Origin of the sequence: Nocardioides marmorisolisilvae, assembly GCF_031656915.1 — a bacterium.
GTDB classification, from domain to species: domain Bacteria; phylum Actinomycetota; class Actinomycetes; order Propionibacteriales; family Nocardioidaceae; genus Marmoricola; species Marmoricola terrisoli.
Genome location: NZ_CP134227.1, coordinates 3,173,299 through 3,192,208, shown reverse-complemented (window position 1 = coordinate 3,192,208; position 18,910 = coordinate 3,173,299). Strand labels below are relative to the sequence as shown.

The window sequence follows — 18,910 nt, the reverse complement described above, 5'->3', positions numbered from 1 at the left end:
GGCTTGAGGATACGCCCGATCAGAGGATGTCGCCGGGAGAGTACGAAGCTGCCTCGGGATCGCCGGCGACGATCGCCTCGATCCTGCCGACGATCTCGCGGACCTGCTCGGCCGCGGCGCCGGTGAACGCGACCGGGTCCGCCACCAGAGCAGCGATCTGCTCGCGGGTCAACCCGAGCCGGCGGTCCGCGGCCAACCGGTCGTAGAGGTCGTTGCGCTCGAGCCCGGCGCGCAGGTCGAGGGCGGACGCGACGGCGTGCTGCTTGATCGCTTCGTGCGCCTCCTCACGACCGACCCCGTTGCGCACCGCGGCCATCAGCACCTTGGTAGTGGTCAGGAACGGCAGGTAGCGGTCCAGCTCACGCTGGACCACCGCGGGGAACACCCCGAACTCGTCCAGCACCGTGAGGAAGGTCTGGAAGAGCCCGTCGGTGGCGAAGAACGCGTCCGGCAGCGCGACCCGGCGTACGACGGAGCACGAGACGTCGCCCTCGTTCCACTGGTCGCCGGCCAGCTCGCTGACCATCGAGAGGTGCCCGCGCAGCACCACCGCGAGCCCGTTGACGCGCTCGCAGGAGCGGGTGTTCATCTTGTGCGGCATCGCCGAGGAGCCGACCTGGCCCTCCTTGAACCCCTCGGTGATCAGGTCGTGCCCGGCCATCAGCCTGATCGTGGTCGCCAGGTTGGACGGACCGGCCACGACCTGCACCAGCGCGGAGACGACGTCGAAGTCCACCGATCGCGGGTAGACCTGGCCGACGCTGGTGAGCACCTGCTCGAACCCCAGGTGCGCGGCCACCCGACGTTCGAGCTCGCGCAGCTTCGTGGCGTCGCCGTCCAGCAGGTCGAGCATGTCCTGCGCGGTGCCCATCGGGCCCTTGATCCCCCGCAGGGGGTAGCGGGCGACCAGGTCGTCGAGGCGATCCAGCGCGACCAGCATCTCGTCGGCGATGGTGGCGAACCGCTTCCCGAGGGTGGTCGCCTGCGCCGCGACGTTGTGCGAGCGGCCGGCCATCACCAGGGACTCGTGCTCGGCCGCGAGCCGTCCGAGCCGCGCCAGGGCCGCCACCATCCGCTGCCGTACCAGCCGGAGCGAGGAGAGCACCTGGAGCTGCTCGACGTTCTCGGTGAGGTCGCGCGAGGTCATCCCTTTGTGGATGTGCTCGTGCCCGGCCAAGGCGGAGAACTCCTCGATCCGTGCCTTCACGTCGTGGCGGGTGACCCGTTCGCGTGCGGCGATGCTGGCCAGGTCGACCTGGTCGACCACTGCCTCGTAGGCCTCCACCACGCCGTCGGGTACGGCGACTCCGAGGTCGCGCTGGGCGCGCAGGACCGCGATCCACAGGCGGCGCTCGAGCACGATCTTGTGTTCGGGCGACCAGATCTCGGCGAGGTCGGCGCCGGCGTACCGCGCGGCGAGGACGTTGGGGATCGTCATCTAGGACTCCTTGACCGCGGCGCCCTCGACGGCACCCAGCGGTTCTGCGGCGATGTCGGTGCGCCACTGCGCCCCGGGGAACGAGAGCGTGCCGAGACCGTCGTAGGCCCGGGCCCGGGCGTCGGCGACGTCGGCGCCGACGGCGCGTACGGCGAGCACCCGCCCGCCCGCCGTGACCAGGTCGTCGCCGGCGAGGGCGGTGCCGGCGTGGACGAGGTCGAGGTCGGCCCTGCCGGTGAGCCCCGCGGCCCCGGCGATCGCGTCGCCGCGGGACGACGACGCGGGGTAGCCCGCGCTGGCCATCACCACGGTCACCGAGGCACCGTCGCGGAAGCGCGGCGCCGGCACGTCCGCGAGCCGACCCTCGGCCGCCGCGAGCAACAACGCACCGACCGGTCCGTCGAGGAGCGCGAGCACCGGTTGGATGTCGGGGTCACCGAACCGGCAGTTGAACTCCACCACCCGCAGCCCGGCCGAGGTCAGCGCCAGGCCGACGTACAGGCAGCCCGCGAACGGAACACCGCGGCGGGCCATCTCATCGAGCGTGGGCTGGACGACGGTCCGCATCACCTGCGCCACGGCGTCGTCCGGCAGCCATGGCAGGGGCGCGTAGGCACCCATGCCGCCGGTGTTGGGCCCGCGACCGCCGTCGAAGATGCGCTTGAAGTCCTGCGCCGGCAGCAACGGGTACGCCGTGGTCCCGTCGCAGACGGCGAACAGCGAGAACTCGGGACCGTCGAGGAACTCCTCGACCACGACCCGCTCGCAGGTCGCGGCATGGGCCGCCGCCTCGGCCCGATCGCCCGTGACGACGACGCCCTTGCCGGCGGCGAGGGCGTCGTCCTTGACCACGTAGGGCGGCCCGAACACGTCGAGCGCGTCCGCCACCTCCGCCGCCGAGGTGCACACCCTGGCCATCGCGGTGGGGACGCCGGCGGCGGCCATCACGTCCTTGGAGAAGGCCTTGGAGCCCTCGAGCCGGGCGGCCTCGCGGGACGGCCCGAAGCAGGCGACCCCGGCGGCGCGGACGGGGTCGGCCACACCGGCGACCAACGGCGCCTCGGGGCCGACGACCACCAGGTCCACACCGAGGTCGACGGCCAGCGCGGCAACCGCGTCGCCGTCCATCGGGTCGACGTCGTGGAGGGTCGCGACGGCCGCCATGCCCGGGTTCCCGGGTGCGGCGTGCACCGCCTCGACGTCGGGGTCGCGCGACAACGCGATCACCAGCGCGTGCTCACGGCCACCCGTACCGATGACCAGCGTCCTCACGGATGCACCACCAGCGTCTGCTCACGGCCGGGGCCGACGCCGACGCCCCAGAACTTCGCGCCCGACATCTCCTCGAGTGCGTGCACGTAGACCTGGGCGTTCTTGGGCAGGTCCGCGAAGCTGCGGCACCCGGAGATGTCGCCGCCCCAGCCGTCGAAGAACTCGTAGACCGGCCGGGCGTGGTGGAACTCGGTCTGGGTCATCGGCATCTCGTCGTGCCGGACGCCGTCGATCTCGTAGGCGACGCACACCGGGATGCGGTCCCAGTGGTCGAGCACGTCGAGCTTGGTGAGGAAGAACTCGGTCAGCCCGTTGACCCGGGCCGAGTAGCGCGCGACGACGGCGTCGTACCAGCCGCAGCGACGCGTCCGACCCGTGGAGACGCCGATCTCGCCGCCGATCCGCTGCAGCCTCTCACCGTCGTCGTCGAACAGCTCGGTCGGGAACGGTCCCGAGCCGACCCGCGTGGTGTAGGCCTTGATCACGCCGATCACCCGGTCGATCCGGGTCGGGCCGACGCCCGCGCCGGTGCACACCCCGCCCGCGATCGGGTTGCTGCTGGTGACGAACGGGTAGGTGCCGTGATCGACGTCGAGCATGGTCGCCTGGGCGCCCTCGAAGAGCACCGTGCAGCCCTCGTCGAGCGCCCGGTTCAGCAACAGCGAGGTGTCCGCGACCATCGGACGGAGCCGTTCGGCGTACGAGAGCAGCTCTTCGACCACGGCCTCCGCCTCGACGCCGCGACGGTTGTAGACCTTCGTGAGCAGCTGGTTGCGCACCTCCAGCGCGGCATCCACCTTCTCCCGCAAGATGCCCTCATCGAAGAGATCGGCGACCCGGATGCCGACCCGGTTGATCTTGTCGGCGTACGCCGGGCCGATGCCGCGGCCGGTGGTGCCGATCTTGTTCTTGCCCAGGAACCGCTCGGAGACCTTGTCGACGACGCCGTGGTAGGAGGCGATCACGTGCGCGTTCGCGCTGACCACGAGCCCACCGATCTCGACCCCGCGCTCCAACAGCGCGTCCAGCTCCTCGAAGAGGGCCTCCGGCGAGACCACCACGCCGTTGGCGATCACCGAGGTCGCCCCGGGGGTCAGGATGCCGCTGGGGAGCAGGTGGGTAGCGAACTTCTCACCGTCGATCACGATCGTGTGACCGGCGTTGTGGCCGCCGCTGGTGCGGACGACGTAGTCGATGGGGTCGCTGGTGGCGAGGAGGTCCGTCGCCTTGCCCTTGCCCTCGTCGCCCCACTGGGCACCGAGCACCACGATCGCCGGCATGTGTCACTCCCTGGACCCAGGCGCACCCGGTCCGCAGACCGGGCCCGCACGGAAGAAGCCCGGCGCAACAGCTGCAGGCACCGGGCTCTTGCGCACAGAGGTTACCAAGTCGGCGATCCGGGGACCACCGGGCGCCCATCTCCTAGCCTGTCCGGATGGACCCGATGCTGTTGATCGCGAACGCCTCCGCCGGCACCGCCGAACGACGCACGCTCGAGGAAGCGCTCGAGGTGCTGCGCCGACACGCCGACGTGGAGGTCGCCGAGACCAGCAACCCCGGTGAGCTCGACGGGGTGCTCCACCGTGCGGGCTCCCGCCCCATCGTGGTCGCCGGTGGCGACGGCAGCCTGCATGCGGTCGTCGCGGCCCTGTATCGCCGCCACGAGCTCAGCGACCGGGTGCTGGGCCTGCTGCCGCTGGGCACGGGCAACGACTTCGCGCGCGGCCTCGGGCTCCCGTTGGAGCCCGAGGCGGCCGCTGAGGTGCTGGTCGACGGCGTGCCCCGTCCGATGGACCTGGTCGTCGACGAGCTCGGCGAGGTGGTGGTCAACAACGTGCACCTGGGCGCCAGCGCCCATGCGAGCCGGCACGGCGCGACCTGGAAGTCCCGGCTGGGCAGCATCGGAGTCGGGCCGGTGCGGCTCGGTGCGCTCGGCTACCCGATCGGCGCCGCCATCACCGCCCTGCGACCTCCGTTCGTGCGGCTGCGGGTCGAGGTCGACGGCGAGGTCGTCACCGACGTCGACCGGCACGTGCTGATGCTCGCGATCGGCAACGGCGCCAGCATCGGCGGCGGCACCGAGGTCGCCCCCGGGGCCGACCCGAGCGACGGCAGGATCGACGTGATGATCTCCTACGCGACCGGACCGTTGCAGCGGATCGGGTTCCTACGCAAGCTGGTGGACGGACAGCACCACGATCGTGAGGACGTCGTGTTCCGCCGAGCCGAGCAGGTCAGCGTCGCCGGCGAGGACTTCTGGCTGAGCGCCGACGGCGAGCTCAGCGGGCCGGAGCGCCGGCGGGCGTGGCGGGTCGAGCCCGCGGCGTACTCGCTGCTGCTCCCCCGCGTCGATTGACGGCCCCTACGTGGGCTCCCCCGCCGCCGGGCCGCCGTGCTCGATCAGGTCGCGCGCCACCCGCGGGTCGTCGGCGTCCGCGTAGTAGTCGCCCGGCGCCGTCTCGTCGACCGGGGCGCCCACCTTCGTGGCGTTGAGCACCAGAGTCAGCACCACGCTCACGATCACGTTGAGCACGAACGCGGTCAGCGCGATGTAGCCCATCTGGCCGATCGCGGGGATGTCGGCCACCGAGCCGCCGAAGTGCTTGCCGGTTGCCGGATTGACCACCCGGTAGGCCGCCACCGTGCCATAGACCATGCCGACCGCCCAGCCGACCAGCAGGGCCCACTTGTGGAACCAGCGCGTGTAGAGGCTGAACACCACGGCCGGGAAGGTCTGCAGGATCCAGACGCCGCCGAGGAGCTGGAAGTTGATCGCGTTCTGCTTGTCCAGGCTGAGCACGAAGACCAGCGCGAAGGCCTTGACCACCAACGAGGCCAGCTTGGACACCTTCGCCTGCTCGGCCTCGGACGCGGTGGGCTTGATCCACTCCTTGTAGATGTTGCGGGTGAAGGTGTTCGCCGCAGCGATCGACATGATCGCGGCCGGGACGAGCGCACCGATCGCCACCGCCGCGAACGCGACGCCGGCGAACCAGCTCGGGAAGGCGTCCTCGAACAGCTGCGGGATCACCAGCTGGGCGTTGGGCTTGCCGTCCAGCCCGATGGGGTTGGTCTTCGCCGCGATGGCCACCCAACCGAGCAGCGCGAGCAGGCCGAGCACGAAGGAGTACGCCGGCAGGATCGCCGCGTTCCGCCGGATCGTGTTGCGGCTCTTCGACGACAGCGTCGCGGTGATCGAGTGCGGATACATGAACAGCGCGAGCGCGGAGCCGAGGCCGAGGGTGGCGTAGGCCCAGTACTGCTGCGAGACCGGGATGAACGCGCCGGTCGGCTTGTGGGTGACCGGGCTGGTGGTGGCCATCTTGTGCTGGGCGGCGCCGAAGATGTGCTCCCAGCCGCCGTACTTGTGCGGCAGGTAGACGATCGCGACGATGATCACGAGGTAGATCAGCGCGTCCTTGACGAAGGCGATGACCGCGGGTGCGCGCAGCCCCGAGGTGTAGGTGTAGGCGGCGAGCACGACGAACGCGATCGCCAGCGGCAGGTCCTTGGCGAAGCCGTTGTTGCCGCCCAGGCCCGCGACGTCCAGCACTGCCTGGATGCCGACGAGCTGCAGCGCGATGTAGGGCATCGTCGCGACGAACCCGGTCACCGCGATCGCCAAGGAGAGCTCGCGCGAGCCGTAGCGACCGCGGACGAAGTCGGCGGAGGTCACGTAGCCGTGCCGGTGACTGACCGACCACAGCCGCGCCATGAAGACGAAGACGATCGGGTAGAGCACGATCGTGTACGGGACCGCGAAGAAGCCGGCCACGGCGCCGGTCGCGAACATCGCCGCGGGCACCGCGACGAACGTGTACGCCGTGTAGAGGTCGCCACCGAGCAGGAACCAGGTGATCCAGGTGCCGAACTTGCGCCCGCCCAGGCCCCACTCGTCGAGTGAGTTCAGATGCTCTCCGCGCCGGAACCGGGTGGCCATGAAGCCGAGCACCGTGACGAGGAGGAACAGCACGATGAGGACGGCGAGGGCCACCCCGTTCACTCCGGTGTGGTCGTCAGCCACCATCGGGACCAGGGCCGCGCTCACCGGTCACCGTCCCGGTCCGGGCGCGGGCGCCGGGCCGCGATCACCAGTCGGTGCGCGGTGTAGGTCAGCACCGAGCAGATGATCACCCAGAGGAACTGGTACCAGAAGAAGAAGGGGAAGCCCCACAGCTTGGGGTCGACCTTCGCGTAGCTGCCCACCCACATCAGGCCGATCAGTGGGATGACCAGACAGATTCCGGCTGCGACGAGCAGCCCCTTGTTCGACGTGGGGACGCCGTCCCCACGGTCCGCACCGAGACTCATGCCCGGCACGCTACTCCAGGGGTGACCTGGATCACACCTTGATCAGCGGTGGCCGATCAACGTGTCGTAGGTCTCCGGGCTCGAGTCGCGGAGGAACTCCGCGCAGCGTGCGACCTCGGCAGTCTCGCCGATCGAGTCTGCCGATCTGGTCAGCGCGGCGAGCGCCCGCAGGAAGCCCTGGTTGGGCAGGTGGCTCCAGGGCACCGGGCCGTGGCCCTTCCACCCGTTGCGACGCAGCAGGTCCAGGCTCCGGTGGTAGCCGACCCGGGCGTAGGCGTAGGCGGTCACGTCGTCGGTGTCCGCGTCGGCGAGGGCCTCCTCCGCCAGGGTCGCCCAGGCCAGCGGCGACTCGGGGTGCCGGCGTACGACATCGTGCGGCGGCTCGTCCGCGGCGAGCTCGGCGGCGGCCGGGTCCTCGGGCAGCAGGGTGGGGGGCGGGCCGGCCATCAGGTCTTCGTGGGTCACGGCGCCCACCGTAGCCACTCGACCATGGGCGAGCCACGGCGGAATTCGACTGGACTAATTGTCCCTGCTCGGGTGTTGAGTGTCCCTGTGACCCAGACCGAGGCCGTGGCGACGGCTCCCGAACAGCCCACGCAGAGCAACCCGTGGCCCGCGCTCTTCGCGCTGGTGCTGGGCTTCTTCATGATCCTGGTCGACCTGACGATCGTGACCGTCGCGACCCCGACCATCATCGAGAAGCTGCACGCCAGCGTGAACGACGTGGTGTGGGTGTCGAGCGCCTACATGCTCGCCTATGCCGTGCCGGTGCTGATCACCGGCCGGCTGGGTGACCGTTACGGCTCGAAGTACCTCTACCTGATCGGTCTGACCGTCTTCACGATCGCGTCGCTCTGGTGCGGACTGACCAACAGCATCGGGATGCTGATCGTCGCCCGCGTGGTCCAGGGTCTGGGCGCGTCGATGATCACCCCCCAGACGATGGCGATCATCACCCGGATCTTCCCGGCCTCCGACCGTGGCAAGGCGATGGCGGTCTGGGGCGCCACCGCGGGCGTGGCGATGATGGTCGGGCCGGTGCTCGGCGGCGTGCTGACCGACAGCCTGGGCTGGGAGTGGATCTTCTTCATCAACGTCCCGGTCGGCGTCATCGGCTTCGTGATGGCGGTCCGGCTGGTGCCCAAGCTGCCGACACACCAGCACAGCTTCGACTGGCTCGGCGTCGCGCTGTCGGGGGTGGGCCTCTTCCTCCTCGCCTTCGGCATCCAGGAGGGCCACGACAAGCACTGGGCAGGCTGGATCATCGCGATGATCGTGGGTGGCGTCGCGGTGCTGGTGCTGTTCGTGTGGTGGCAGGCGCGCAACCGGCGCGAGCCGCTCGTCCCGCTGAGCCTGTTTCGCGACCGCAACTTCTCGGTGTCCAATCTGGCCATCACCGTGATGGGCTTCGTCGGCGCGTCGATGGGCTTCCCGCTGATGATCTGGGCGCAGGCGGTCCGCGGTGACTCACCGACCCAGGCCGCACTGCTGATGATCCCGATGGCAGTGATGTCACTGGTGCTGGCTCGCTTCGTCGGCAACCTCACCGACCGGTTGCATCCGCGACTGGTCGTCGGCGTCGGATTCGGGTTCAGCATCGTCGGGATGTTCGGCCTCGCCTCGCAGCTCAGGGTCGGGTCTCCGGTGTGGGAGCTCACCATCTTCCTGGTGATCCTCGGCACCGGCAACGCCTTCATCTGGGCCCCGACGGCGGCGACCGCCACCCGCAACCTGCCGATGCACCTGGCTGGCGCAGGCTCGGGTATCTACAACGCGGTGCGCCAGGTCGGCTCAGTCGTCGGCTCTGCGGCGATCGCGGTGATGATGGACTCCCGCATTGCCCACTACCTCCCCGGTGCGGCCGCGCACGGCGACGCCGGGGCCGCCAAGATCCCCGATCCGCACGTCGCGGCGCTGTTCTCCAAGGCGATGCAGCAGTCGCTCATGCTCCCCGCGGCGATCTACATCCTCGGCCTCGTCGCGGTGTTCTGGTACGAGCGCCCCAAGCACTCCGGCTACGGCGGGGGCGCCTGACGCGCGGCTTCCTTGGGGCGGAGCCTGGCTCAGCCGATCGACTGGCCGGTGCTGCTCAGGTTGGTGCAGGCCTCCACGACGCGGGCAGCCATGCCGGCCTCGGCGGCCTTGCCCCAGGAGCGCGGGTCGTAGACCTTCTTGTTGCCGACCTCACCGTCGACCTTGAGCACGCCGTCGTAGTTGGCGAACATGTGACCGGCGACCGGCCGGGTGAAGGCGTACTGGGTGTCGGTGTCGACGTTCATCTTCACCACGCCGTAGGACACCGCGTCGGCGATCTCCTGGGCGCTCGAGCCGGACCCGCCGTGGAAGACCAGGTCGAGCGGGAGCGCCTTGGGGCCGAACCCGGCGTCGGCGCCGTACTTCTCGACGATGGCGGCCTGTGCGCTCTGCAGGATCTCCGGACGCAGCTTGACGTTGCCCGGCTTGTAGACGCCGTGCACGTTGCCGAAGGTGAGCGCGGTGAGGTAGCGGCCCTTGTCGCCGAGGCCGAGGGCTTCGACGGTCCTCAGCGCATCCTCGGGGGTGGTGTAGAGCTTCTCGTCGATCGCACCGACGACACCGTCCTCCTCGCCGCCGACGACTCCGATCTCGACCTCGAGGATGATGTGCGCGGCCGCGGCCCGGGCGAGCAGCTCCTGGGCGATCTGGAGGTTCTCCTCCAGCGGTACGGCGGACCCGTCCCACATGTGCGACTGGAACAGCGGCAGCTGGCCGTTCTTCACCCGCTCCGCCGAGATGTCCAGCAACGGACGGACGAAGCCGTCGAGCTTGTCCTTGGGGCAGTGGTCGGTGTGCAGCGCCACGTTGACCGGGTACTTCTTCGCGACCTCGACAGCGTAGGCGGCGAAGGCGACCGAGCCGGTCACCATGTCCTTCACGGTCGGCCCGGAGAGGTACTCCGCGCCACCGGTGGAAACCTGGACGATGCCGTCGGAACCGGCTTCGGCGAAGCCGGCGAGTGCGGCGTTGAGCGTCTGCGACGACGTCACGTTGATCGCCGGGAACGCGAAGCCCTGGGCCTTCGCGGTGTCCAGCATCTCGGCGTACTTCTCGGGGGTGGCGATGGGCATTGGATTTGCTCCTGCAGGCAGACCGACACGTCGCCTCCACCCTACGGCCCCCGCGTTGGTGCTTGGCGCCCGAGCCGGCCGAGCCCTAACGTTCGCCCATGGTCTCCACACAACAGGCGCGCGGGCTCGCGGCGCTGGTGATCGCGTTCACGGTCATCCTCGGCAGCTGGGATCGGGTCGGCGTGGGACTGGCGATGCTGCTGGGCGCGAACGGGCGAGCCGCGATCATGCTGATCGCTATCGTGCCCCTGGCTGCCTGCGGCGCGGCGAGTGTCTTGGCGAAATCCGCCCGGAGGAGCGCCTCGACCACGCCGGGGACCGGGTGGGACCTGCACCTGCCCAGCGCGGCGTGGCTGCTCTCCGGAGTGGGCGCCGGCATGACGCTGCTCTGGCTGCTCGGCTCCCTGGTGCACGGCTCGCCCACCTTCACGCTGGTCTGAGCGGCTGATCAGCCGCGCCACACCTCGCCGCCGAGGTCGGCGTGCTCGACGACCCAGGTGTGCATGGCGATCGCCGCCGCCGCCGAGGCGTTGATCGACCGCGTCGAGCCGAACTGAGCGATCGAGAAGGTCCCGTCGACCCGCGCACGGGCGTCCTCGGAGAGTCCCGGCCCCTCCTGCCCGAAGAGGAAGCAGACCCGGCGCGGGACCTCCATGGTCTCGAGGTGCGCAGAGCCGGGCAGGTTGTCGATGCCCAGCAGACTCACCGGCTCATCGAGGCCGTGCAGGTACGTCGCGAGGTCGGCGACGTCGGCGTGGTGGCGCAGATGCTGGTACCGGTCGGTCACCATCGCCCCGCGACGGTTCCAGCGTCGGTTGCCGACGATGTGCACCTCCGCGGCGAGGAAGGCGTTGGCGGTCCGCACGATCGTGCCGATGTTGAAGTCGTGCTGCCAGTTCTCGATCGCGACGTGGAAGTCGTGCCGCCGGGTGTCGAGGTCCGCGACGATCGCGTCCATCGTCCAGTAGCGGTAGCGGTCCACGACGTTGCGCCGGTCGCCGTGCTGAAGCAGGTCCGGGTCGTAGTGCGATCCGGTCGGCCACGGCCCGGTCCACGGGCCCACCCCGACCTCGGCAGGCCCGTGCGGCATCGGGTCGTACGGCGCCCGCGGCTCTGCATCCACGTGGAGACAGTAATTGTCACCCTGTCTTCATGTCCGCCCGGATAGGGTCTGCCAAGTGATCGCGCCCCTTCCCCACTTGCTCGGCATCACCTGGATGGACCCCGAGTGGCTGCTCCGGCACTTCCACACCGAGTTCGTCTGGCTGAGCCTGGCGATCGTGTTCGTGGAGTGTGGGCTGCTGTTCCCGTTCCTGCCCGGTGACACCCTGCTGTTCGCGATCGGCCTGTTCATCGCCGGCGACAAGCTGAACCTGAACCTCTACCTCGCACTGGTGGCCTTCGCGGTCGCAGCCTTCCTCGGCAACGTTGTGGGCTACGAGATCGGGCGGCTGGTCGGTCCACCACTGCAGCAGCATGAGGGACGCATCCTCAAACGCAAGTACTTCGACCAGACCGCTGCCTTCTTCGACAAGCACGGCAGCAAGGCGCTGGTGATCGGTCGCTTCGTGCCCTTCGTGCGGACCTACATCACCGTCGTCGCCGGCGTCATCCGGATGGACCGCAGGCACTTCTTCGTGTGGAGCGCGGTCGGGGCCGGGCTCTGGGTGCTGGTGATCACGCTGCTGGGCTACTTCCTGGGCAACACCGTGCCCTGGCTGGCGAACAACATCGACTACGCGACCCTGGCGATCCTGGCCTTCTCCGCGATCCCGCTGGCCTGGGAGGCGTGGCGGCACCGCCAGAGGTCAGGGGTCAACTCCTGACCGCGTCGAGCTGAGCCTTCGTCAGCACCGCGCGGACGTCCAGCTCGACGTCGACGAGCGGGTTCTCCGCCTCGGGGCTGCGGTCGATCGCGCAGACCACGGTGCCGACGACGGCGCCGGCAGCGCGCAGCGCGCGGGTCGCGTCGCGTACGGCGCCTCCGGTGGTGATCACGTCCTCGACCAGGGTCACCCGGCGCCCCGACACCTCGGGGCCCTCGGCGAGCTTGCAGGTGCCGTACTCCTTGGCCGACTTGCGCACGAACAGGGCGGGCAACCCGGTGCGGAACGAGAGCGCGGTGACGATCGGGATCCCGCCCAGCTCGAGCCCGCCGAGCAGCTCGGTCCCCTCGGGCAGCAGCTCGACCATCTGGTCGGCCACCCGACCGAGCAGCGCGGGCTGGGACTCGAAGAGGTACTTGTCGAAGTACTCGTGCGACACCTGCCCGGAGCGCAGCGTGAACTCTCCGGTCAGGCGGCAGCAGCTGTCGATGTCACGGGCAAGGGTGGCGTCGTCCATGGCCCGGAGGTTACCGGCGGAGCTCGCCGCGGGCTCAGCCGACCGTGGTGGGCAGCGGGCGTGGGCCGTGCCTGGGGTGCTTCTTCGTGCCGACGAGGTGCCCGAACGCGATCATCCGGTTGTCGGTGTGGAACAGCTCCGAGCAGGTCGTCAGGGTGATCAGACGGTGGTAGCGCGCCGCTGGCTCCACTCCGCCCGGGGTGGGGTTGTGCGGGTGCTTGTCGAGGACCCAGGTCTGGGTGAATGACACGACCAGATCGTTGGGGTTGGTGTCGAGGACGTAGGTGTAGGTGGCCCGGTGGGTCTCCACGATGACCTTGTCGCCCGGGCGCAGCTCGGGCATGTCGCGCAACGGCTGTCCGTGCGTGATCCGGTGCCCCGCCAGCGCGTAGTTGCCCACCTGGCCCGGGTCGGCGGTGTGCGGGAAATGGCCGAAGCCGCGGGCCAGGACGTCCTCGCTGACTCCGGCGTACACGGGCACGACGTACTTCTTGCCGAACCTGGGGATCCGGATCAGGGCCTCGGCATCGGTGAGCCGCGAGCCGCGCTCGAACAGCTGCACGTTCTTGCGCTGGTCGCGGTGCGCCTCCCACGTGGTGCCCCAGAACTGCCAGGCCAGCCAGCCGAGCACCGCCAGGCCCGCGAGCAGCATGCCCAGGCCGATCCAGTACGCGGGTCCCCGGCGGCGCTTCGCCTTCGCGGGAGGCTCCGGAGGAGCGTCGGTGGTGAGGGCCATGCGCCCATTGTGCGGCACGATGGAGCGATGGACAGGTCAGCTCGACGACTGGACGGCGTGGGCAGCACCATCTTCGCGGAGATGTCGGCGCTCGCCGTGCGCACGGGTGCGATCAACCTCGGCCAGGGCTTCCCGGACGTCAGCGGCCCGGCTGCCGTGGTGGACGTCGCCGTCCATGCGATGCGCGCCGGTCGCAACCAGTACCCGCCCGGGCACGGCGCGCCTGAGCTCCTCGATGCCGTACGCCGGCACCAGCGTCGGCACTACGGAATCGAGCTCGAGCCAGCGCAGGTCGTGGTCACCACCGGCGCCACCGAGGCGATCGCGGCCGCGATGCTCGGCCTGGTCGACCCCGGCGACGAGGTCGTCGTGCTGGAGCCGTTCTACGACAGCTACCGGGCGATGATCCAGTTCGCCGGCGGCGTACGGCGGCCGGTGACGCTGCGGGCTCCGCTGTTCCGACTCGAGCGTGCGGATCTCGAGGCGGCGATCAGCCCACGGACTCGGCTGATCCTGCTGAACACGCCGCACAACCCGACCGGCACGGTTCTCGGTCGCGCGGAGCTGCAGGCGGTCGCCGATCTGGCGATCGCGCACGACCTCGTCGTGGTGACCGACGAGGTCTACGAGCACCTCACCTTCGACGACCACGAGCACGTCCCGCTGGCGACCCTCCCCGGGATGTCGGAGCGCACGCTGACGATCTCGAGCTCGGGCAAGACCTTCTCGTTCACCGGCTGGAAGATCGGCTGGGCGACCGGGCCGGTCGATCTGGTCGCCGCCGTGGAGGGGGCCAAGAACTGGCTCTCCTACGCCTCCGGGGCGCCGTTCCAGCCGGCGATCGCCGCCGCGCTCGATGACCACGAGGACTTCTACGTGGCGCTGCGCAAGGAGCTGGCCGAGCGCCGCGACCTGTTGTGCACCGGGCTGTCCCGCCTCGATGTCGACGTGAATGTCTGCGAGGGCACCTACTTCATCACCACCGACGTACGACGGATGGGCCTGCCGGACGGGCTGGCGTTCTGCCAGCATCTCGCCGAGCGCGCCGGGGTGGTCGCGATCCCGGCGCAGGTCTTCTACGACGACCCGGACGAGGGCCGCCACCTGGTCCGCTGGGCGTTCTGCAAGGAGCGCGCGGTGCTCGAGGAGGGACTCAGTCGGCTGAACCGGCTCTGACGTCGCCGCCGTCTCGTCACCAGACCGGCGGCTGACCCTGGCCCGGTCCCTGTCCTGGCCCCTGGCTCGACGAGGGCCGCTGCTGCGGGGCCTGGGGCGCCAGCCCGACGCCGTTGCGTCGGTCGCGGAACCACTGGCTCGAGGTCGGGGAGAACAGCAGGCCCAGGACCACGGCGCTGGCGATCAGATGCACGATCGAGACCGGCATCGCAGCGAGGCAGAACAGCGCGGTGACCCCCGCGCTGACCGCCAGCAGGATGCGCGCCCACTCGTGCCCGCGCCACACGAACGCAGCCAGCACGCAGGCGATGAGCGACCACGCGGCGAAGACGAGCAGCACGCCCCACACCGCGGCGACGAGCTCCCCCCGATCCAGCGAGAGGTTCTGGTACTCCGGCTTGCTGGTGATCCGGTCGACCAGGTCGTTCTGGTCGACCGAGAGCACGATGCCGGTGACGACGAAGCCGGCGAGCGCCAGGCCGGAGAAGACCCAGGTGACGATCGAGAGCGCCCGCACCACGCCGGGTGCCCGGCGCGGGCCGCCCTGCTGCGGGCCGTAGAGGTGTGGCTGCGGCTGGTACGGGCCCTGGGGGTACGGCGCCTGTGGATACGCGCTCTGCGGGTAGCCACCACCCGGGTACTGCGGCGCGGGGTACTGCGGCGCCGGGTACGCCGGTCCGGGCTGGGCCGGTCCGGGCTGGGCCGGTCCACCGAAGCCGTGCGTCGGCGGCGGTTGCTGGGGTCCGGCCGGCCGCGCGTCGGGCTCCTCGGGGGGTTCGACACCGGACTCGAGGACCGGAGCCGGCTGTTCGCCGGAGCGCGCCGCAGATGCGGCCGGGTCCGCAACGGCCGGCGGCCGACCGTCGAACCAGTCCCGGGCCGCCCGGCTCCACAGCATCGAGACCGCCAGCGCCAGCCCGAGGCCGAGCAGCGGGTCGACGGCCAGCGAGGAGACCAGTACGACCACGGCGAGCACGGTCAGCCCGACCCGGGCGCCGCGATGTCCGAGCAGCGCGTACCCGGCCAGCACGGTGAGCACCGCGGCGCCAGCCCCCGCGAGCAGGAGCAGGCCGTGCATCACGGTGGTGGCCTGCTCGACGGTGACCCCGAGGCCTCGGGCGGCGGGGCTGTCCAGCGCCTTGGTGAGCTGTGCACGCGTGTCGATCGAGCGCAGATCGGTCAGGCCTTGAAAGGCACTGACCACCATGAGCGCCCCACCGAGGACGGCGAAGCCCGCGCCCCAGGTGACCTGGCTCGGTCGGGCACTGCGCTGCTCGTCGCTCATCCCCCCATTGAACCAAGAGCGCGGTGAGGTCGCGCAGCCCGGACCGCCCGGGACCTGCGTTTGCCGACCCCAGGACGAGGCGTACGTTCGGATCATGAGCACTGCTACAGCCGTCAACCCGGCACCCGTCGACCCGCCCCGGCTCCCGCTCGACGAGGCCGCACCGGACCTCTACAAGGCCTACCTCCACCTGGAGACCGCCGTACGCCGCTCCGGCATCGACCCGACCCTCTACGAGCTGGTCAAGACGCGCGCGTCCCAGATCAACGGCTGCGCGTTCTGCATCGACATGCACACCAAGGACGCGCGAGCCGCCGGCGAGACCGAGCAGCGCCTCTACGGTCTCAGCGCCTGGCGGGAGCTCCCGATCTACACGGACCGTGAGCGCGCCGCGCTCGCCCTCACCGAGGCGGTCACGCGGGTGGCGGACACCCACGTGCCCGACGACGTCTGGGACGAGGCCGCTCGAGTGTTCTCCCAGCCCGAGCTCGGCCAGGTCCTGATGGCCATCGTCACCATCAACGGCTGGAACCGGATGGCGATCAGCACCCGGCAGGCCGCCGGCGACTACCAGCCGGGCCAGCCCTGAGAGCACCGGCCCGGCTCGCGGTCGTTGCTCAGCCGATGACCTTCATCGCCAGGCCGTCGCCCTCACGGTCGACCTCCACGTGCTGGCCGTCGAGCACCTGCCCGGCGATCAGCATCCGGGCGAGCGGGTCGCCGATGGCCGTCTGCACCAGCCGGCGCAGCGGGCGGGCGCCGTACGCCGGGTCGTAGCCGTTCTCGGTCAGCCAGCGCCCCGCCTCGTCGGTCACGGTGACGCTGATCCGTCGGGGCGCCAATCGCGCGTCGAACGCCTTCAGCTGGAGGTCGACGATGTGCGCCAGCTCGTCCTTGCCCAGCGCGTCGAACATCACGATCTCGTCGAGCCGGTTGAGGAACTCGGGCTTGAACGCCTGCCGCACCACACTCATCACCGAGTCGTGCCTCTGCGCCTCGTCCAGCACCGGGTCGACCAGGAACTGCGAGCCGAGGTTGCTGGTGAGGATCAGCAGCGTGTTGCGGAAGTCGACCGTGCGGCCCTGCCCGTCGGTGAGCCGGCCGTCGTCGAGCACCTGGAGCAGGATGTCGAAGACTTCGGGGTGCGCCTTCTCGACCTCGTCGAGGAGGACGACCGAGTAGGGGCGCCGGCGGACCGCCTCGGTCAGCTGGCCGCCCTCGTCGTACCCCACATAGCCCGGAGGGGCACCGATGAGTCGGGCCACGCTGTGCTTCTCGGCGTACTCGCTCATGTCGATCCGTACGATCGCTCGCTCGTCGTCGAAGAGGAAGTCGGCCAGCGACTTCGCCAGCTCGGTCTTGCCGACGCCGGTGGGGCCCAGGAACAAGAAGCTGCCGGTCGGCCGGTTCGGGTCGGCGATGCCGGCGCGGCTGCGCCGTACGGCGTCGCTGACCGCGGTGACCGCAGCCTGCTGGCCGATCAGCCGCTCACCGATGATCTCCTCCATCCGGAGCAGCTTCGCGGTCTCGCCCTCGAGCAGCCGGCCGGTGGGGATGCCGGTCCAGGCCTCGACCACGTCGGCGATCTCGGTCGGGCCGACTTCCTCGTTGACCATCCGCTCTGCGCCGCTCGCGCTCTCCGCCTCGTCGACCGCCTCGATCTGCTGTTGCAGCTCGGGGATCCGCCCGTAGAGGATCTCCGATGCGGCCGCCAGGTCGCCGGCGCGCTGCAGCCGGTCTGCCTCGACGCGCAGCTCGTCCATCTGCTTGCGCAGCTCGCCGGAGCCCTCCAGCGCGGCCTTCTCCTTCGCCCACCGGGCCTCGAGTCCGCGCAGCTCCTCCTCGCGGTCGGCAAGCTCCTGACGGAGCCGGCGCAACCTCTCGACCGAGGCCTCGTCGGTCTCGCGCTCGAGGGCGAGCTCCTCCATCTTCATCCGATCCACGGTGCGACGGAGCTCGTCGACCTCGACCGGCGACGACTCGATCTCCATCCGGAGCCGGGAGGCGGCCTCGTCGATGAGGTCGATCGCCTTGTCCGGCAGCTGCCGCCCGCTGATGTAGCGGTCGGAGAGCATCGCGGCGGCGACCAGGGCGGCGTCGGTGATCTTCACGCCGTGATGGGCCTCGTACTTCTCCTGCAGCCCCCGCAGGATCGCCACGGTGTCCTCGACGCTCGGCTCGCCGACGAAGACCTGCTGGAAGCGCCGCTCCAGCGCCGGGTCCTTCTCGATCCGCTCGCGGTACTCGTCCAGCGTGGTGGCGCCGATCAGCCGCAGCTCACCGCGGGCCAGCATCGGCTTGAGCATGTTGCCGGCGTCCATGGCGGAGTCGCCGCCCGCGCCCGCCCCGACGACGGTGTGCAGCTCGTCGATGAACGTGATGACCTGGCCCTCCGAGGACTTGATCTCCTCGAGCACGGCCTTGAGCCGCTCCTCGAACTCGCCGCGGTACTTCGCGCCGGCGACCATCGCGGCCAGGTCGAGGCTGAGCAGCCGGCGGCCCTTCAGTGAGTCGGGCACATCTCCGTCAATGATGCGCTGGGCGAGCCCCTCGACGACGGCGGTCTTGCCGACGCCGGGGTCGCCGATCAGCACCGGGTTGTTCTTGGTACGACGCGAGAGCACCTGCACCACACGCCGGATCTCAGCGTCCCGGCCGATCACCGGGTCGAGCTTGCCCTCCTCGGCTCGTGCGGTCAGGTCGACGGCGTACTTCTCCAGCGACTCGTAGGTCGCCTCCGCCTCCTGGCTGGTGACATGCCGGTCGCCGCGGACCGCACTGATCGCCTCGCGCAACCGGTCGGCGCCCGCGCCGGCGTTGAAGAGGGCGGTCTGCACCGGGCTCTCGACGAGGGCGAGCGCGAGCAGGAGGTGCTCGGTGGCGATGTACTCGTCCTTCATCTCGCCCATCAGGTCGAGCGCCCGGGCGAGCACCCTCGTGACCGCCGGGGACGTGGTGGGGTTCTGCATCGTCTGGCCGCTCGCCTTGGGGAGCGCGTGCAGCGCCTCGTCGAGACGGCTCGCCAAGGTGGGGACGTCGGCACCGGCCTTGGCGAGCAGGTTGGGCGCGATGCCCTGGTCCTGGCGCAGCAGGGCGACGGCCAGATGCACCGGCTCGACCTGCGGGTTGCCTTCGGTGACCGCGAGAGTGTGGGCAGCGTTGACGACCTCGACGCTGCGGGTGGTGAACTTCGATCCGTCCACTTCGGGCCCTTTCGGTGTGGGTGAGCGCCCTCCTGAGTC

18 protein-coding genes are annotated in these 18,910 nt (G+C 70.3%); 6 read left to right on the top strand and 12 right to left on the bottom strand.

Annotated elements, in window-relative coordinates; translation table 11 throughout:
* Positions 1-19: 19 nt before the first annotated feature.
* From purB to Q9R13_RS15225, 3 genes are read right to left on the bottom strand one after another with little or no spacing between them, the layout of a single operon-like run.
* Positions 20-1,438, bottom strand: coding sequence for an adenylosuccinate lyase (gene purB, locus Q9R13_RS15235; protein WP_310962022.1), 1,419 nt, complete (start codon positions 1,436-1,438; stop codon positions 20-22).
* Entirely contained in the window at positions 1,439-2,710 is a 1,272-nt protein-coding gene (gene purD / locus Q9R13_RS15230; protein ID WP_310962021.1) for a phosphoribosylamine--glycine ligase, read from the bottom strand. It abuts the gene before it with no gap.
* On the bottom strand, positions 2,707-3,990 hold the full coding sequence (locus tag Q9R13_RS15225; protein WP_310962020.1) for an adenylosuccinate synthase: 1,284 nt from the start codon (positions 3,988-3,990) through the stop codon (positions 2,707-2,709). Before Q9R13_RS15225 ends, purD begins: the two co-directional genes overlap by 4 nt.
* 155 nt (positions 3,991-4,145) lie before the next feature.
* Between Q9R13_RS15225 and Q9R13_RS15220 the strand changes: the two genes are divergently transcribed.
* Positions 4,146-5,066 (top strand): diacylglycerol/lipid kinase family protein, encoded by a 921-nt coding sequence (locus Q9R13_RS15220; protein ID WP_310962019.1) that lies wholly within the window; start codon positions 4,146-4,148, stop codon positions 5,064-5,066.
* A gap of 6 nt (positions 5,067-5,072) precedes the next feature.
* Here the strand turns inward: Q9R13_RS15220 and mctP are convergent, their stop codons facing one another.
* Genes mctP through Q9R13_RS15205 form a run of 3 tightly spaced genes read right to left on the bottom strand, consistent with a single transcriptional unit; the run spans position 5,073 to position 7,486 of the window.
* Positions 5,073-6,758 carry a monocarboxylate uptake permease MctP gene (mctP, locus tag Q9R13_RS15215; protein ID WP_310962018.1) on the bottom strand — a complete coding sequence of 562 codons (1,686 nt, stop codon included), beginning with the start codon at positions 6,756-6,758 and terminating at the stop codon, positions 5,073-5,075.
* Positions 6,755-7,021, bottom strand: coding sequence for a DUF3311 domain-containing protein (locus tag Q9R13_RS15210; RefSeq protein ID WP_310962017.1), 267 nt, complete (start codon positions 7,019-7,021; stop codon positions 6,755-6,757). Before Q9R13_RS15210 ends, mctP begins: the two co-directional genes overlap by 4 nt.
* A gap of 42 nt (positions 7,022-7,063) precedes the next feature.
* Positions 7,064-7,486, bottom strand: coding sequence for a DUF3151 domain-containing protein (locus tag Q9R13_RS15205; protein ID WP_310962016.1), 423 nt, complete (start codon positions 7,484-7,486; stop codon positions 7,064-7,066).
* Between the two features lie 24 nt (positions 7,487-7,510).
* Between Q9R13_RS15205 and Q9R13_RS15200 the strand changes: the two genes are divergently transcribed.
* On the top strand, positions 7,511-9,055 hold the full coding sequence (locus tag Q9R13_RS15200) for a DHA2 family efflux MFS transporter permease subunit (protein ID WP_397218303.1): 1,545 nt from the start codon (positions 7,511-7,513) through the stop codon (positions 9,053-9,055).
* Positions 9,056-9,084: 29 nt separating this feature from the next.
* Here Q9R13_RS15200 and fbaA read toward each other — a convergent pair whose 3' ends face one another.
* Positions 9,085-10,128 (bottom strand): class II fructose-bisphosphate aldolase, encoded by a 1,044-nt coding sequence (fbaA, locus tag Q9R13_RS15195; protein WP_310962014.1) that lies wholly within the window; start codon positions 10,126-10,128, stop codon positions 9,085-9,087.
* Between the two features lie 98 nt (positions 10,129-10,226).
* Between fbaA and Q9R13_RS15190 the strand changes: the two genes are divergently transcribed.
* Complete coding sequence (locus tag Q9R13_RS15190) at positions 10,227-10,568, top strand: hypothetical protein (RefSeq protein WP_310962013.1); 342 nt, start codon at positions 10,227-10,229, stop codon at positions 10,566-10,568.
* An 8-nt stretch (positions 10,569-10,576) separates the two neighbouring features.
* Here the strand turns inward: Q9R13_RS15190 and Q9R13_RS15185 are convergent, their stop codons facing one another.
* A complete protein-coding gene (locus tag Q9R13_RS15185; protein ID WP_310965103.1) occupies positions 10,577-11,218 on the bottom strand; it encodes a TrmH family RNA methyltransferase in 642 nt (213 codons plus the stop codon).
* A gap of 88 nt (positions 11,219-11,306) precedes the next feature.
* On the opposite strand from Q9R13_RS15185, the gene Q9R13_RS15180 reads away from it, so the two are divergent.
* Complete coding sequence (locus Q9R13_RS15180) at positions 11,307-11,954, top strand: DedA family protein (RefSeq protein WP_310962012.1); 648 nt, start codon at positions 11,307-11,309, stop codon at positions 11,952-11,954.
* Here the strand turns inward: Q9R13_RS15180 and pyrE are convergent.
* Both pyrE and Q9R13_RS15170 read right to left on the bottom strand, forming a co-directional pair.
* The gene (gene pyrE, locus Q9R13_RS15175; RefSeq protein WP_310962011.1) at positions 11,944-12,471 is read right to left on the bottom strand and encodes an orotate phosphoribosyltransferase; all 528 of its coding nucleotides are present in this window, start codon (positions 12,469-12,471) and stop codon (positions 11,944-11,946) included. The genes Q9R13_RS15180 and pyrE overlap by 11 nt on opposite strands.
* A gap of 34 nt (positions 12,472-12,505) precedes the next feature.
* A complete protein-coding gene (locus Q9R13_RS15170) occupies positions 12,506-13,207 on the bottom strand; it encodes a sortase domain-containing protein (protein WP_310962010.1) in 702 nt (233 codons plus the stop codon).
* 27 nt (positions 13,208-13,234) lie between these two features.
* Between Q9R13_RS15170 and Q9R13_RS15165 the strand changes: the two genes are divergently transcribed.
* Positions 13,235-14,383, top strand: coding sequence for a pyridoxal phosphate-dependent aminotransferase (locus Q9R13_RS15165; protein WP_310962009.1), 1,149 nt, complete (start codon positions 13,235-13,237; stop codon positions 14,381-14,383).
* Between the two features lie 16 nt (positions 14,384-14,399).
* Here Q9R13_RS15165 and Q9R13_RS15160 read toward each other — a convergent pair whose 3' ends face one another.
* Positions 14,400-15,668: a hypothetical protein gene (locus Q9R13_RS15160; protein ID WP_310962008.1), complete on the bottom strand. Its 1,269-nt coding sequence runs from the start codon at positions 15,666-15,668 to the stop codon at positions 14,400-14,402.
* 94 nt (positions 15,669-15,762) lie between these two features.
* Here Q9R13_RS15160 and Q9R13_RS15155 point away from each other — a divergent pair, with 94 nt between their 5' ends.
* Positions 15,763-16,257, top strand: coding sequence for a carboxymuconolactone decarboxylase family protein (locus Q9R13_RS15155; RefSeq protein WP_310962007.1), 495 nt, complete (start codon positions 15,763-15,765; stop codon positions 16,255-16,257).
* Between the two features lie 28 nt (positions 16,258-16,285).
* Here Q9R13_RS15155 and clpB read toward each other — a convergent pair whose 3' ends face one another.
* Positions 16,286-18,871 (bottom strand): ATP-dependent chaperone ClpB, encoded by a 2,586-nt coding sequence (gene clpB, locus Q9R13_RS15150; protein WP_310962006.1) that lies wholly within the window; start codon positions 18,869-18,871, stop codon positions 16,286-16,288.
* Between the last annotated feature and the right edge of the window lie 39 nt (positions 18,872-18,910).